The 15,179-nt window shown below is 39.7% G+C and carries 15 protein-coding genes; 10 read left to right on the forward strand and 5 right to left on the reverse strand.

The features are described 5' to 3' along the window. Window positions 1-72: 72 nt before the first annotated feature. The 10 genes from thiW (at window position 73) to ACESPO_RS10435 (ending at window position 9,613) form a co-directional block, all read left to right on the forward strand. Window positions 73-660, forward strand: coding sequence for an energy coupling factor transporter S component ThiW (gene thiW / locus ACESPO_RS10390; RefSeq protein ID WP_009262345.1), 588 nt, complete (start codon window positions 73-75; stop codon window positions 658-660). Continuing rightward, window positions 590-1,453 carry a hydroxyethylthiazole kinase gene (gene thiM, locus ACESPO_RS10395; RefSeq protein ID WP_270456959.1) on the forward strand — a complete coding sequence of 288 codons (864 nt, stop codon included), beginning with the start codon at window positions 590-592 and terminating at the stop codon, window positions 1,451-1,453. The genes thiW and thiM overlap by 71 nt, the downstream gene beginning before the upstream one ends. 54 nt (window positions 1,454-1,507) lie before the next feature. Next, window positions 1,508-2,161, forward strand: coding sequence for a thiamine phosphate synthase (gene thiE, locus ACESPO_RS10400; RefSeq protein WP_009262343.1), 654 nt, complete (start codon window positions 1,508-1,510; stop codon window positions 2,159-2,161). Between the two features lie 171 nt (window positions 2,162-2,332). After that, window positions 2,333-3,187, forward strand: a complete 855-nt coding sequence (locus ACESPO_RS10405; protein WP_499788783.1) for a hypothetical protein — start codon at window positions 2,333-2,335, stop codon at window positions 3,185-3,187. Window positions 3,188-3,535: 348 nt separating this feature from the next. Continuing rightward, entirely contained in the window at window positions 3,536-4,018 is a 483-nt protein-coding gene (locus tag ACESPO_RS10410; protein ID WP_016438377.1) for a hypothetical protein, read from the forward strand. Beyond that, window positions 3,997-4,368, forward strand: coding sequence for a YccF domain-containing protein (locus tag ACESPO_RS10415; protein ID WP_016438378.1), 372 nt, complete (start codon window positions 3,997-3,999; stop codon window positions 4,366-4,368). Before ACESPO_RS10410 ends, ACESPO_RS10415 begins: the two co-directional genes overlap by 22 nt. Window positions 4,369-4,822: 454 nt before the next feature. After that, entirely contained in the window at window positions 4,823-6,082 is a 1,260-nt protein-coding gene (locus ACESPO_RS10420; protein ID WP_009262338.1) for an ABC transporter substrate-binding protein, read from the forward strand. Between the two features lie 93 nt (window positions 6,083-6,175). Further along, on the forward strand, window positions 6,176-7,054 hold the full coding sequence (locus ACESPO_RS10425) for a carbohydrate ABC transporter permease (RefSeq protein ID WP_009262337.1): 879 nt from the start codon (window positions 6,176-6,178) through the stop codon (window positions 7,052-7,054). A 1-nt stretch (window position 7,055) separates the two neighbouring features. Beyond that, window positions 7,056-7,904, forward strand: a complete 849-nt coding sequence (locus tag ACESPO_RS10430; RefSeq protein WP_009262336.1) for a carbohydrate ABC transporter permease — start codon at window positions 7,056-7,058, stop codon at window positions 7,902-7,904. Between the two features lie 50 nt (window positions 7,905-7,954). Next, complete coding sequence (locus tag ACESPO_RS10435; protein WP_120105356.1) at window positions 7,955-9,613, forward strand: DUF4091 domain-containing protein; 1,659 nt, start codon at window positions 7,955-7,957, stop codon at window positions 9,611-9,613. Here the strand turns inward: ACESPO_RS10435 and ACESPO_RS10440 are convergent. From ACESPO_RS10440 to ACESPO_RS10460, 5 genes are all read right to left on the reverse strand, one after another. Next, window positions 9,594-10,493: a helix-turn-helix domain-containing protein gene (locus ACESPO_RS10440; protein ID WP_499788784.1), complete on the reverse strand. Its 900-nt coding sequence runs from the start codon at window positions 10,491-10,493 to the stop codon at window positions 9,594-9,596. The genes ACESPO_RS10435 and ACESPO_RS10440 overlap by 20 nt on opposite strands. Before the next feature lie 271 nt (window positions 10,494-10,764). Continuing rightward, window positions 10,765-11,322: an ABC transporter substrate-binding protein gene (locus tag ACESPO_RS10445; protein WP_008974967.1), complete on the reverse strand. Its 558-nt coding sequence runs from the start codon at window positions 11,320-11,322 to the stop codon at window positions 10,765-10,767. Then, window positions 11,312-13,261, reverse strand: a complete 1,950-nt coding sequence (locus ACESPO_RS10450) for a recombinase family protein (protein ID WP_412361497.1) — start codon at window positions 13,259-13,261, stop codon at window positions 11,312-11,314. Before ACESPO_RS10450 ends, ACESPO_RS10445 begins: the two co-directional genes overlap by 11 nt. A 490-nt stretch (window positions 13,262-13,751) precedes the next feature. Then, window positions 13,752-14,594 (reverse strand): ATP-binding protein, encoded by an 843-nt coding sequence (locus ACESPO_RS10455; RefSeq protein WP_022037880.1) that lies wholly within the window; start codon window positions 14,592-14,594, stop codon window positions 13,752-13,754. After that, on the reverse strand, window positions 14,591-15,103 hold the full coding sequence (locus tag ACESPO_RS10460) for a replication initiator protein A (RefSeq protein WP_499788785.1): 513 nt from the start codon (window positions 15,101-15,103) through the stop codon (window positions 14,591-14,593). The genes ACESPO_RS10455 and ACESPO_RS10460 overlap by 4 nt, the downstream gene beginning before the upstream one ends. Window positions 15,104-15,179 lie beyond the last annotated feature (76 nt).

Genomic DNA, 15,179 nt, shown 5'->3' on the forward strand with positions numbered 1-15,179 from the left:
TGTCCTTTCTGGGAAAATTTTCAGGCATGATTGTCAGGTGTGTTCCAACAAAAGAAAGAGAGGAATCACATCATGAAAAAACAAAAAATGAACACGAACCGAATGGTAATGCTTTCGATGTTCGTAGCTGTGGGAGTTGTTATTTCACCGATTTTGCGCGTGGAGGGAATGTGTCCTACGGCACATCTTGTCAACATTGTTTGTGCAGTGTTTTTAGGACCATGGTATTCGCTGCTCTGTGCGACGATGATCGGGGTTATCCGGATGCTGTTCATGGGAATCCCGCCGCTTGCTCTGACCGGAGCAGTATTTGGAGCATTTTTATCCGGTGTTTTTTACCGTGCATCTCATGGAAAGATTTTCTGTGCTGTGTTTGGGGAGATTTTCGGAACAGGAATCATCGGATCACTTGTATCCTATCCGGTCATGGCATTTCTGATGGGAAGAGATGGGCTGAATGCATTTTTCTATACACCAATGTTTCTTGGTGCAACTTGTATGGGAGGAGCAGTGGCATGGCTTCTGTTAAATCAGCTCAGCAGAAGTGGAGTGCTTGCAAAAATTCAATGGAGTCTTGGAGCGAAAGTATATGACAAAGGAAATGTTAAGAAAAATAGCGGCGAAGATCGCGGTACTGGGGGAGCAGATCAGGCAGCATAGACCGCTTGTACATTGTATCACGAATCCGATTGCCATCCATGACAGTGCAAATATTGTACTGGCAGCCGGTGGTCGGCCGATCATGGCAGAGCATCCACAGGAGGTAGAAGAAATCGTAAGGACAGCGCAGGTGCTTGTTTTAAATCTTGGAAATATTACCGATGTGAGAATGAGTTCTATGAAGAAAGCATTTCAGGAGGCACTAAAGAATCGTGTTCCGACTGTTTTGGATCTTGTTGGGATCCAGTGCAGCAGTCTTCGATTGCATTATGCCAAAGAACTACTAGAGATTGGAAGTCCGACCGTACTAAAAGGAAATATGTCAGAGATGCGGAAACTGGCAGGGCTTTCCACATATGGAACCGGAGTGGACGCAGGAGAAAGAGATCGGTTTTCAGAGGAAAATGAGAAGGAAATCTTACCTGCATTTTACAGACTGTCGGAGGAGTATAGGTCAGTTCTTCTCGTGACCGGTCAGGAGGATCTGATCATAGAAGGACCCCACTGCTACTGTCTGGCAAATGGAGATGCTATGCTTGGAACAATCACAGGAACCGGTTGTATGCTTGGGGCATTGTGCGGGACTTATCTTACGGAAGCCGCAGAAAGCAGAGGACAGGCAGTGCTGGCAGCAGCAGCGGTTATGGGAATCGCAGGGGAATTAGGAGCAGAAAACAGCAGAGGACCGGGAAGTTTCCAGATAGCATTTTTAGATGCGCTATATGATCTGCAGGAAGAAGAAATCAGGAATCGACTTCGACTGCGGGAAAAAATCAAGCAGAATTTTGAATAGAAAAAGTGACAGATTCTGTCAAGGAAAAAATGGGAAAATAGAAGAGGTGGACAGATGAGAACAGGAAATCAGGTAGATCTTACCTTATATTTGGTGACAGACAGTACTTATCATACGACAGAGTCATTGCTTCGGACTGTGGAGGAAGCATGTAAAGGCGGTGTGACTCTGGTACAGCTGCGAGAAAAAGAGGCAGGCGGAAAAGAATATCTTGAGAAGGCAATTCTTGTAAAGAAGATTACCGATCGCTATGGAGTTCCGCTGATTATTGATGACAGGGTGGATGTGGCGATTGCATGTGATGCAGCAGGGGTTCATGTCGGAGCCAGTGATCTTCCGGTAGCTGTGGCTAGAAAACTGCTTGGACCAGAGAAAATTATCGGAGCTACAGCAAAGACTGTGGAGGCCGCAAAAAAAGCGTGGGAAGAAGGGGCAGATTACCTCGGAGTGGGTGCAATTTACCCGACAACGACAAAGGTGATCACGATTCTCACAAAGCCGGAGACATTGAAAGCAATCTGTGAAACTGTGCCGATTCCAGTGACGGCAATCGGTGGATTGAATGCAGAGAATCTTGAGATTTTAAGAGGATGCAAGATGGATGGTGTGGCGGTCGTATCTGCGATCATGAAGGCCGATGATCCAAAGAGAGCAGCAGAACATTTGAAAGAAAAAATCTGTAAATTGAAAGATACAGAAGGGAAATAGATTGCCGAAAAAGAAAATAGAATTCTTTGTAAAATCTTAAGAAAAGCGGTGCAAAATCTTAAAAAGAAGGTTCTGCACTGTTTTTTTCTGCGAGCTTTTGGTATAATGCTGATACATTCAAAAAGAATGGGAAAGATAATAAAAATATAGTAGAAAGAGGAGGCGTTAGACATGAAGAAAAAAAGCAGAATGATAGGAGTGCTTCTCGCATCAGTACTGATTTTAGGTACAGGTTGTGGAAAAAAGGAAAATACAACTAAAGAAAAAGAGGAAATACCGACTGTAGAAGGAGTTTATCTCACTTATGGGGAAGAACAGGAATTTTACATTTTTGCAGATATAAAAAATGAAACATTGTTTGAAGCAGAAATTCCAGATGGAAAGTTATTTGACAAAAATGGAGAAAAGATTTCCAAAGAAAATCTGCAAGCCGGAGATACAATAGAAATTTATGGAAATGGGGCAGTTACACAGAGTCTTCCGCCACAGTATGCAGGTGTGACAAAGATGATTCGTACAGAAAAGGGAGATCAGAAAATTGCTGAGAAATACCAGCCGTTGATCGATGCATTTTACCAGGCGCCAGATCCTTCTGAAATACCAACGCTCAGTATTGAAAATTATCAGAAGCTTGCAATCGTATCGACAAGCATTTCCCCTGTTTCCTATGGCTGGAGTTACACAGAGGATGACGGGACAACAGAAAGTCAAAAAGCAGAAGAAGGGTCTATTTTGGAAAAGTATCAGGCAGGTGTACTCCCGGAGATTATCTGTGATGCGGAGGATAAGAGTCTGAAATTTATGTTCTCAAGGAAACCGGAAAAAGTCACTGTGAAAAAGTGGAGCATGGAAACACTCTCTGGTGAAGCGGCAGAGTTTACAGAGCAGGATGTCACGATGGATGGAAGTGAAGGCGAACTGAAAGAAGCAGAGGTGAATTCGGTATATGAATTGGAAGCGGTATGGGAAAATGGAACTGTGAAGTACGGGTTTACTGTTTCCGGAGCAAAAACTGAGCAGAAATAGTCATTTTGTGATAAGATTTGTAAAATGATTTGTGAAAAGAAAAAATAGATTGACAAGAGCGGGGAAACGTATTAGAATCATAATCAAGATAAGAGGGAGTAGCCAGACACCGTAAGGTGGGTTTGAGATCGTCACCCGATATCGAGAGGTATCCGTATCAAATGAAATGTGCAAGACTTTTATCGAGGCAGAAATTGCCCCGGTAGGAGTCTTTTTCTATTTTAAGAAAAAGTACATCTGGAATATATACCTGCCGGGAAATGTGTTTCGGCAGGATACCGCTGGAAGAAAAAAGAATTTTTGCCGGGAGAAAAGTGTGGAAGCCAAAAGGGCAGAAAGGATTTAGTTATGGAAGAAAAAAGGAAAGGAAATGTGCAGGAGGTAAAGGAGGCAATGGCAGCGGGAGTATGTGCAGTCCATTGCCTGGAAGAGGCAAAGAAAAAGTTAGAGGATGCGAAGTATTTAGGAATATGGGATATTCTGGGAGGCGGGGCTTTGAGCAGTATGCTGAAGCATAATCGACTGGAAGAAGCACAGGAATCACTGGAGCTTGCCGGAAAGAAAGTGAAGATGTTTGAAAAAGAACTGGCAGATATCTCCGTAAATGCGGAAATTCATGTGGAAATACAAAGTTTTGAAAAGTTCGCAGATATATTTTTTGATAATATTTTATCAGATTGGGCTATGCAGGAAAAAATTACGCGTGCATCAAAGCAGGTAGATGAAGCGCTTGAGAGGATCCGACAGCTTCTTTTAAGCCTTCAGATGATGAATCAACGATATCAGAAAGATGGAGAGGAGGATGTAGTATGGGATGTCTTGGAAATGTAATCTGGTTTCTCTGTGGAGGTGTGATCTTAGGGCTTAGCTGGCTTCTGACGGGGTGCCTCTGGTGTATCACAATCATAGGAATCCCGGTGGGGATGCAGTGTTTTAAGTTTGCGGCATTGTCGTTTTTCCCGTTTGGAAAGGAGATTACTTATGGAGGAGGTGCAGGTTCCCTCTTGCTGAATATCATATGGTTGCTTGTCTCGGGACTTCCACTTGCAATTGAGTCAGCGCTGCTGGGATGTCTGTTATGTATTACAATTATCGGAATCCCGTTTGGATTGCAGCATTTTAAAATTGCCAAGCTAGCACTGATGCCGTTTGGAAGTGTTGTACATGACAGTATTGTTTAGTACAGCGGATAATTGTCTCTTCTATGTAGAATTATATAAATGAAAATGGATGCGGATCTGTAAGTGGCAGGTCTGCATCCATTTTTAATGATTTCTTATTCTTCATCGTCAAGCTCTGCTGCGAGCACGCCGGCAAATGAAGCTGTGACAACTGCAGCGATGACAGCTGCAAGAATAGAAATACCAATGATAGCTACTAACATAATAGATACCTTCTTTCAGCTTTCATTTGAATCTCATTATACCATAGAAATCTGCTGGTGTGCAATAAAGAATTGAGATCCCAAGAAAACAGAACAGAAAGAGAAGGGATAGTTTCACAAAATGGACAAAAGTATGCAGAACACGGACAATTATAGGAAGAAAATTGTGCAAAAGTGTTATATTATTTGATTAAGAGATAAATAAATGAGCGAATTACACAAAACAATTTAGCAAAAGGAGGAAATAAGTTATGAAACAAAAAAAGGTAATTGCACTGCTTGCAGTGGCAGCGATGACAGTTGGACTATTTAGTGGATGCGGTTCTGGTTCAGGAGATGAAAAGAAATCAGGGGGAAAGGAAAAAATCACACTTTGGATGCCAACGTTTGCAGCGACGGATGCGAAAGTGACCGACGAGGAATTCTGGGGAGAAAAAATGGAAGCATTCGGAAAAGAGAATAATTGTGAGGTAAAGGTGGAGATCATTCCGTGGGATAATTATGAGGAGAAATATCTGACAGGAACAACTTCAGATGATGGACCGGATGTTGGATATATGTATATGGAAATGTTTTATGATTATATCGATATGGGGGCACTGACAGATATTGATGAGTATTTTACAGATGAGGAAAAAGAAAATTATCTGTATTATGAACTTGGAAATATTCAGGAAGGACAGTATGCACTTCCGGTTGTTGTTGGAAATCCAAGAATTCTTGTCGCAAATATGGATCTTTTGAAGGAAGCGGGAATTGACAAAATACCAACAAATTGGGATGAACTGGTTAGTGCATGCAAAAAAATCAAAGAAAGCAATCCAAATGTGGCACCGTTTCTTCAGGATTGGGGAAATCCTCACTATGGATCTTTAAATGAGATTTACTGGCCATATTTTTGGGGAGCAGGTGGAGAAATTGTAGATGAAGAAGGAAATCTTACAATTGATTCCAAAGAAGGACTGGAAGCAACAAAATTTTTATATAGCTTGAAAGAGCAGGGAATACTTCCAGACTCCTGTACATCAAATGACGATGTACTGCAGCCGTTTAAAAATGGAGAAGCAGCAATGGCAGTACTTGCATCCAGCAATGCGCTGACAGTTGGAGATAAAGTCAACTGGGATTTCCAGCCGTTGATCGAAGGTCCTGAGAAAGCACAGACATTTGTCGCAGCGGATTCGCTTGTGATGTTTGAAAAATGCGAGAATAAAGAACTTGCAGCAAAATTGATGAAGTATATCACAAGTGCGGATGTGATGTCTGATTTCCATAAGACAGTATCTGAACAACCTCCAATTACAAAGGACGAGACGTATTCCGGAGATGAGCGTTTTGCAGAATTATTCTCTGACTATGGCGACAACTTTGTGTCACTTCCTGTATTTAAAGGGGCAAGTTCCCTTTATGACACTCTGTATAAAAATCTTCAGTCTATGATGCTGGGAGAAATGACACCGGAGGAAGTGCTGAAGCAGACGACAGAGTATTATAATACGAATTTAAAATAGAACTGTTATCAGAAAATTCAATTAGAAGCGTAAGCCGATTGGGAGAATCTAAAAAGGTTCTCCCGATTGATTTACAAGGAAGGAAGTGATCCTGTGTCCAGGAAAAAGAAAGAAGCATTGCAGGGAATTATATATGTATTGCCAAGTTTTATTTTGATCATGGCTTTTTGTATTATACCGATTTTTATGTCAGGATATTTTAGTTTTACAAGCTACAATATTATGACCCCGCCGAAGTTTGTCGGACTTGAAAATTATGAAAAGGTATTTCAGGATGGTTATGTTGCAGATGCAGCGAAAAACACACTTTTGTATGTATTGATGACTGTGCCGGCACAGACGATACTTTCATTAGTTTTTGCAGCATTTCTCGCATATAAAATGCAGAATAAGACAGGGGGATTTTTAAGAAGTGTTATGTTTATTCCGGTAATTGCATCAGCAGTTACAGCGGGAACCATCTGGAGGATTATTTTAAATACAGAGGGTGGGTTGTTAAACAACATCTTAAATTTTTTTCATCTAGATTCAGTTAATTGGCTCGGCAGTACAAAGACAGCACTGATCAGTATATGTATTGTCGCAGTCTGGAAAAATGTCGGATATTTTCTCGTTATTTATTATGCAGGAATTATGGGAATCTCAAAAGATTTATACGAGGCAGCAAAAGTAGATGGAGCGACATCCATTCAACAGTTTTTTAAGATTACACTGCCGATGTTAAAACCGATCACTTATCTTGTAGTGACACTTGGGATCATTTGGTCTTTCCAGGTATTTGACCTTGCATACCTAATGACCGGAGGAGGTCCGGGACGTGCTACTGTCACGCTTGTTATGGGAATTTACAATGCGGCATTTAAACAGTACAAAATGGGATATGCATGTGCGATGGCAATGTTGCTACTCTTGATCGTCGTGATCATTAATGTTATAGAAAATCTGTTTTTCAAGGAAAGGAAGGGAAAGTAGTATGGCAGGTATGAGTGCTACAAACACGAAAAAACAAAAAGCATGGACACCGCTTGGAGTCATCGGACTTTTCTTCATCCTAATTTTTGCGGCGATCTGCATTGCACCGTTTTTGTATATGCTGATCATGTCCTTTACGCATTCTACGACACTGATGATTTCGTGGGGCGATGTGAATTTTACAGATTTTACAAACTATGAGCATGTATTTGGAAAGAGTGGATTTTTCCGCTCGCTAATGAATAGTGTAATCGTTGTCGGTTGTTCCTGCTTTTTCAACTGTGTGATTGCTTCCATGGCAGCATACGGATTTGAGAAAAAACATTTCTGGGGAAAAGAATTTCTTTTTAAAGTGTATATGCTCACACTAATGATTCCAGGGCAGGTTACTATGATTCCGGTATTTATTATTATGAAGAAATTAGGGCTTCTCAACACATATTTTGCGCTGGTAGTGATTATCTTAAATGCGTTTGGTGTATTTTTGATCCGGCAGTTTATGGAAAGTGTTCCGGATGAACTTTTAGAGGCGGCAAAGGTGGATGGCTGCCCGGAATACAAGATCTTTATCAATATCGTAATTCCGCTGATCAAACCAGTTCTTGTGTCACTTGTCGTATTTACTTTTGTGACTTCATGGAATGATTTTATGTGGCCGCTTGTATCCACAACCGATTCTTCTATGTACACATTGACTGTTGCATTGTCATTGTTAAAGACACAGTATCAGACAAATTATGGGCTTATTTTGGCGGGAGCAACCGTGTCATTTATCTTCCCGTTTATCTTGTATGCATTTTTGCAGAAGCAGTTTGTAGAAGGTATTGCACTTAGCGGAGTGAAAGGATAAAATAGACGAAAAAATTCAGAGTGATGAGGCTCAGAAAGAGAGGAAAAGGAATGAAATATTTCAGAATCAAAATGGTATCTGCAATGGAAAAGGTGTTTGCAGATAAGGAACCATCAGGAGAGGGAAACCTTGCAAGACTGACTGCATTGAAAGGGGAAACCGTATCTTTTCAGATTGCTTATTACTGGGCGGGAAATGGAAAAGAGAGAGGAAAGGTGGAAGTGATATCTCCAATTAGAAATCAAGTGGATGTCCGTCTTGTACAGCTTGTACCATGTGAATATCCATGTCATATGAGCAGGGATGAAGATTACCTTACTACAGCACCGGGGCTATATCCGGATCTTTTGACCAAGATTCCTGAACTTGGATTTCCTATGGTGAGCGGACAATGGAGAAGTTTGTGGATCGATGTAGAGATTCCTGAAGACATCCAGGCGGGGGAATATCCGTTGGAGATTCGTCTAACGCATGGAGAAGATCTTATCGGCAAACTGGAAGTGTTCTGTGAAGTGATTGACCAGGTGCTTCCAAAACTTCCAGTTCCGCGTACAGAATGGTTTCATACAGACTGTCTTGCAGACTACTATCAACTGGAAGTATTTTCAGATGAATATTGGGAAGTTGTAGAAAATTTTGTGAAGACAGCAGTAAAACGAAACTGCAACATGCTTCTGACACCAGTATTTACTCCGCCGCTTGATACGGCAGTGGGAGGAGAAAGACGTACGGTACAGCTTGTTGACGTAAAGGCAGAGGGAAACCAATACACATTTGGATTTGCAAATTTTGAAAAGTGGGTGAGCATGTGCCAGAGATGTGGAATAGAATATTATGAGATTTCTCATTTGTTCTCCCAGTGGGGAGCAGTTGCAGCGCCGAAGATTGTAGGAGAGAAAGATGGGGAATTGGTGAAGTTATTTGGATGGGATACGGATGCCTCTGGAGAGGCGTATAAAAATTTCCTGCATCAATTTCTGACGGCACTCAAAGAAGAGATGGACAGACTTGGGATTCGCGAGAAAGTATATTTCCATATTTCTGATGAACCCCAGATGACACAGATTGATTCTTATCGTGCAGCAAAGCAGGTTGTAGCAGAGGATTTAGAAGGATGCATCGTATTTGATGCGCTGTCTGATTATGATTTCTATAAGGAAGGACTGGTCAGCCAGCCGGTATGTGCATTGAATCATATGGAACCATTTTTAGAAGACCGACCGGAAAAGTTATGGGGATATTACTGTACTGGACAGTATGAAGATGTATCAAATCGTTTCATTGTACAGCCTGGATATAGGACAAGAATCTTAGGGGTGCAGATGTACAAATATCAGTTGGATGGATTCCTTCACTGGGGATATAATTTCTATAATTCAGAGAAATCGCTCTATCCGATTGATCCATACCGCTGTACGGATGCATCTGGAGCATTTCCATCGGGCGATCCGTTCCTTGTATATCCAGGGGCAGACAGAAAACCTGAAGAATCTATCCGTCTGATGCTGATGGATGAGGCAATGAATGATCTGAGAGCCATGTATCTGTTGGAGGGTCTGACAGACCGAAATACAGTTCTGAAATGTATAGAACGGACACAGGACGAAGAAGTGACGTTTAAGAAATATCCGAGAAGTATTTCTTATCTGACTGATTGCAGAGAGCGGATAAATGCGGCAATCCGCACAGCTACTCAGAAAAAGATTTAATGGAACGGTGATACTGGGAAGGGGTCATTCGTGTATAATTTTTAAATTGCAGCGAAAAATACTGATAAGATGAGTAACCGAGCAGGTTTGCAATCTGCGAATAGTTGTAGCGGTTCTCGCGGATCAGCTTTTTCGCTGCTTCTATTTTTAGCCAGGAAAAGTATTCCATGACACCACATCCTTTTTTCTTATGAAAAATATTTTGCAGGTGGGAACGTCCAATCATATTATCTTTGCAGATCTGTGCGACAGTCAGATGCTCCGAGATATGTTGATTTAAATATTGGACTACCTGACTGAGAAAAATATCGTGGTTGCGGTGTAACATCGGATGTTCGGCCTGCTCATAGGCGAAGAGGGGTTCTTCTTCTGAATATCGACGAAACAGGCTGATCAGCATAGATTCCAATGAAATCTTGATGATTTGTTCACTTCCGAATGCAGTGTGTGGATAACGTTCTAGTTTGCATATATACGGATTGTTCAAAGGTGTATAGAATGTTTTCTTTGCTTCTGTGAGAATCTGACCAAGATAAAATCCTTCAGTAGCATTGATTGTGACAATCCGATCACGGAAAAAATCCATGCAGGAAGCATCACAATCAAAAGAAATAACGATTAGGTTTGGTGCGATCTGCCCGTTTGCTCTCAGCGCATGGAATTCATTTGGTTTATGAAAAATCATCTCACCTTTCTCCAGGACAAGATTCTGATCTCCGGCGGTGACTTCAATTACTCCATTGTCTACACAGAGCAGTTCCCAGAAATCGTGGGACTCCCCTTCGTAGACAAAATCTTTTGTATATTCAAAATAATGGATTGAGTAGATTTCTGTGATCACAAGATTCTCCATAAGAGAAATACTTTCATAAGCGCTCATTTGATTTTCATCTCTCCTTTAAAATGTTCAGCATAAAAAGCAGATATTAAAAATAGTTATTTATCCGAAAAATGGATGTTATAAGAAAAATAGCAGGGTTCAGAGACTGTGCTGTTTGTCAGTAAATGGACAAATAGCAGCTGCCTTTGAACCCAACGTATATAAATTTATACTATTTTATGAGAAGAGAGATGTCAAGAAAAATAGGGAATTAAATTCTATAAAAAATGATTTTGTGGCATATTTTCAAAGAAATAGAGAATGAAATACCCTAAAAATTTTTTGCCTTTTCCGCAAAAGTTGTTGTGACAAGATCTTTGTAAGGAACACGGGTTTTTAGTTCGCCGGAATCTTCCAGGATATCTTGAAGAAGTTCAAAGCTTTCTTCCTCAAAAACGAGATTGTTTTTCCAGGTATCCTGATCATAGTATCTTGTTACGATTGCTGTAATCGTATCGAGATCCGTTTCTTTGAATTGGGGAGCGATGACTTCGGCGATTTCTTTTGGAGAGTGAGCACGCACAAAATTCATTCCTTTTTGAAGGGCATTTGTAAATTTTTGAATGGTCTCAGGATTCTTTTTGAGATAGCTTTGTTTGGCACAGAACGCAGTGTATGGAACATAGCCGCTGTCAGTTCCGAGAGAAGCTACCACGTGTCCTTTTCCACCAGTTTCCAGAGAAGTAGCATGAGGTTCAAATTCTACAGTGAAATCTGAATCATCCTCAGAAAAAGCTGCTGCAGTAGAGCCAAAGTCAATATTCTGATTGATCTCTAGATCTTTGGCAGGGTCAATGCCATTCTGGCGGAGAATATACTCAAATACCATCTCCGGCATACCACCTGTCGCCATTATTATAATGTAAATATTTGTCCGATAATTGTTCAGAAGTCATTTGAACCGGTAAATCCGGCAGGTATTGATGCATCAATACCGCAAGTTCTTCTTTTGTTTTCACAATATTGTAAGGTTTCAGCGGATTATCCGTATCTTCCAAAATTCCCCATTCTTTCATCAGATTGATATAAGGTAAGATACTTTGTTTCGTTTTCTTAAATCCCAATGCTGTGATATGTTCTGACAAGTATTTTGCAGATGTATATCCACGTTCATCTTCTATAATCAGCTTCATTACAAGAGCGATTACAGTATTTTCCCGGCGATTCATCTCATCAGCAGGACTGTAATTGATTAAATCAGACAAACCATATTTTAAAGTAATTTCTGGCATTCCCTCTTTATCTACGTCAATTCTCTCAATCAACAGTTCAATATCTCTTCGGTCAAGAGTTCCACCTGCAATGATTTTATCAACTACATCCAATGCGTTTCTCAATTTGTCCTTTACATCCGGTGTTTCTATAGTAGTTTCGTTCAGTTCTTTTTCCTGCATCTCCAAACCATGAATCTGCGACAGTAAATCCTTTTGCATAGAATCATAGGTTTCATAGATCAAATCCTCATTTTCAGATGCTATGGATAAATCTTTTATTTTTTGTGTTAAAAGTACCTTTAGTTGATTTTTTCGGTTTTGAATTTCTTCCTGAATGTCCTGTCGTTTTTCTGCCAGCGTTTTCTTTTCTGCCTCAAAGTCCCTCATATCATATGTGGAAATCACTTCACAAAGCGCTTCTCTGCACAGTTTAATATAATTCAGCACATCTTCCATCAAATCATTTTCCTCAATCAGATGCGCTTTCTCACAATACCGCCTACCTTTTGTATTATAGGTAGTACAAATATAATATTTTCTTTCTCTGCTGGATGTTTGACGCTTAATCGGTGTCAAACGACTTCCACAATCTTTACAAAACAAACAGCTTCCAAAAGGATTGGGAATTTCTGAACCAATCCATTCCCCCCTACTTCCACGATAATTCGTGCGATTACGCTTTTCCTTTAATTCCTGTACAAGAGAAAAAGTGGCTTTATCAATAATTGCCGGATGATGATCTTCAAAAATACACTGTTCTTCTTTTGGAACACGTTTATCCTTTCCATGTACTGTATTTCTGGCACGTTTTCTTAAACGAAAAGTTCCAATGTAAAAATCATTATCTAATAATTCTTTCACCATGCTGTCAGACCAAATGGTTGCGACTTTCTTTTTACTTATGCGACCTTCTTCAATTTCTCGTTCTCGCTGTACCATAGAAGGCGTTGGGATACCCTGGTCGGTCAAATAATTTGCTATTTTGCGATAACCGGATCCGGAGATATATAGATCGTAAACCATTTTGATAAATTTTGCCTCTTTGGGAACGATTTTGATGATACTTTTGTCTTTCGTATCCCGACAATATCCGAAAGGTGGTTTTGTCATAAGAGTGCCTTCTTTTTGTCTAGCTCCGATCGCTCTTTTGATTTTCTTACTGGTATCTTTTACATAACGCTCATTGAACCATGTTTTAATTCCAATGGTGTCGTCGCTGGAATCAAAAGAATCGTAATTATCATCAATGACAATGAGATGTTTTCCCCGTTCCTGAAATTCATCCAAAAGCAAAAGAACCTTCGCATTATGTCTGCCAAGACGCGAGAAATCTTTCACATATACGGTATCAATATCTTTATCCAAATCAGCCATCATCTGTTGAAATCCCGGCCTGTCAAAAATATAACCTGATACTCCGTCATCTTCATACCATCGGTCAATAACCATTCCATGGTCAGATGCATACTGATTGATAATTAACTTCTGATTTTCTATAGAAACATAATTTCGCTTATCGTCATCTCTTGAAAGACGCACATATCCAGCATTCATGTCCTCATCCTTTCTGAAATATTGTTTATAGAATAATGTAATATAATTATATATCGAAAAATCTTTTTCGTAAACGGATTCTCATATAATTTTACAATGAATTATATTACTGTGAACAGTAATATAACTATGGAAAACATGCTTTGCGAGTTTTCCAAGTTATCGCGGTAGTCGCCAAGGTCTCGTACAAGCACTGACTTTGGCTCGTTACTCGCGTAAATAAGGGCGAGAGAATGTCTCCCGCCCATAGAAATTACTGATTGATTTCTTTTATATGGTTTCGAATCAACGCTTTTATTCCATTATGTATATTTTTATCCGGCTGCCCATCCGCAAACGTGACAACCCGAAAACCTATTTTCCTATATTTCTCCTTATCTGCCTCAAAGTCTTCTGAAGATGTATAATCTGTTCGCCACAAGTAATATGTAGGTTTCTGCAGAGCTATCACACTCTTTCTATTTCTGATGTCTATACTAAGATATAAACATCAGATTGTTTTTGTGCCTGTCTGCTCTATAATATTTTCAGTCTGACTTGATTCGGCAGTAGCAAAAAAGGTTTTCATTTTTCCCATTTTTTCATGAGCAATATCACTCCGATAGCTAGAACCGCCAACATATAACGGAACACACATTTCTAAAATACGATCATAAATTCGTTTTTTTTCTATATTCGTTTCTTCTTTTAATTGTTTTATCGGAAGATTGGTAGTTACGATTAATGGTCTGCCAGAGCGATATCTTCGGTCAATTACACTGAATACAATTCCAAGAGCATACTCAGAACTTCGTTCTGTGCCAAGATCATCCAAAATTAAAAGTTCATATTGCGCCAGAGCATTGATATATTCTGTTTTATCCTCTAATGAAAACATATCATCAATAATTGTATTAAAATTTGTCATCTTCACAGTAATTTCCCGATTCAAAAGTGCGTTGGCAATGCAACCGGCTATGTAACTCTTTCCGGTTCCTATTGGTCCCCACAAGAGAAAACCAATATGATTTTTCTTCATAGCATTCCAATTTGCTGTGTATTCTTTGGCCTTCTCGATGGTAGTAGTCTTTTCTGCCAGTTCAAAATTCCAATCATACATTCGTGGTTCTTCAAAACAGATTTTTCTATTTCTTTCCACTAATTCGCAATGTTCTCTTTCTTTATATGCCTTTTCTTCTGCTTCACGTTTTTGACGGATACATGCACATTGTCTAAAATGTTTTTTCATACCAAGAATACTATCTGGAGGGAAAAATGCCTCTACAGGTTCTCCACAAATCTTGCAATATGCTAATCCATCTGCACCTAAATATGTGTTTTCCTGCTTTATCATAGACTGTCGCCCTCCTCATATTCGTAATTTACTCCAATCTTATTACTAAAATTATATTTTTCTTTTACTTTACTAGGTGGCACGTTTTCGACCATAGAAGAGGCTGTTTTCCGACCGAATGAAGGACAGCTTTTCATCCCAATGGAAGTTGTATTTTCGTCTGTCTGCTTTACAACCGGTTCAGAAATCAACTCTATACAGGGGATTCGCATATATAAATGATTTGGTTTTGAAAATCCTCCGGAACTGCGAATCAACAATCCATACTCATCTAATTCCTTCATGGCAGCCTTTACAGAAGTACAACATTTTCCCCATTTCAAAGAAATTTCTGTAATCGGAAAGACGAAATATACATATCCGTCTTCATTGAGCCAATGGTTTTTCTGTGAAATTCTGGCTCTGTCATATAACAGCATATAAAGTAATTTTGCATTTTGAGAGAGTGGTAGCTCTAACAAAAATTTAGGGAACTGATAATAGGGAAGTATCTTTTCCGTTTCCATCATATGGTGGTAGAATATAAATAGTACAAAATAAACATGACCATTTTCAATAAATATTATATGATAGTCATAGAGCAAG

This window comes from Coprococcus sp. HPP0074, from assembly GCF_964238105.1.
GTDB classification, from domain to species: domain Bacteria; phylum Bacillota; class Clostridia; order Lachnospirales; family Lachnospiraceae; genus Faecalimonas; species Faecalimonas umbilicata.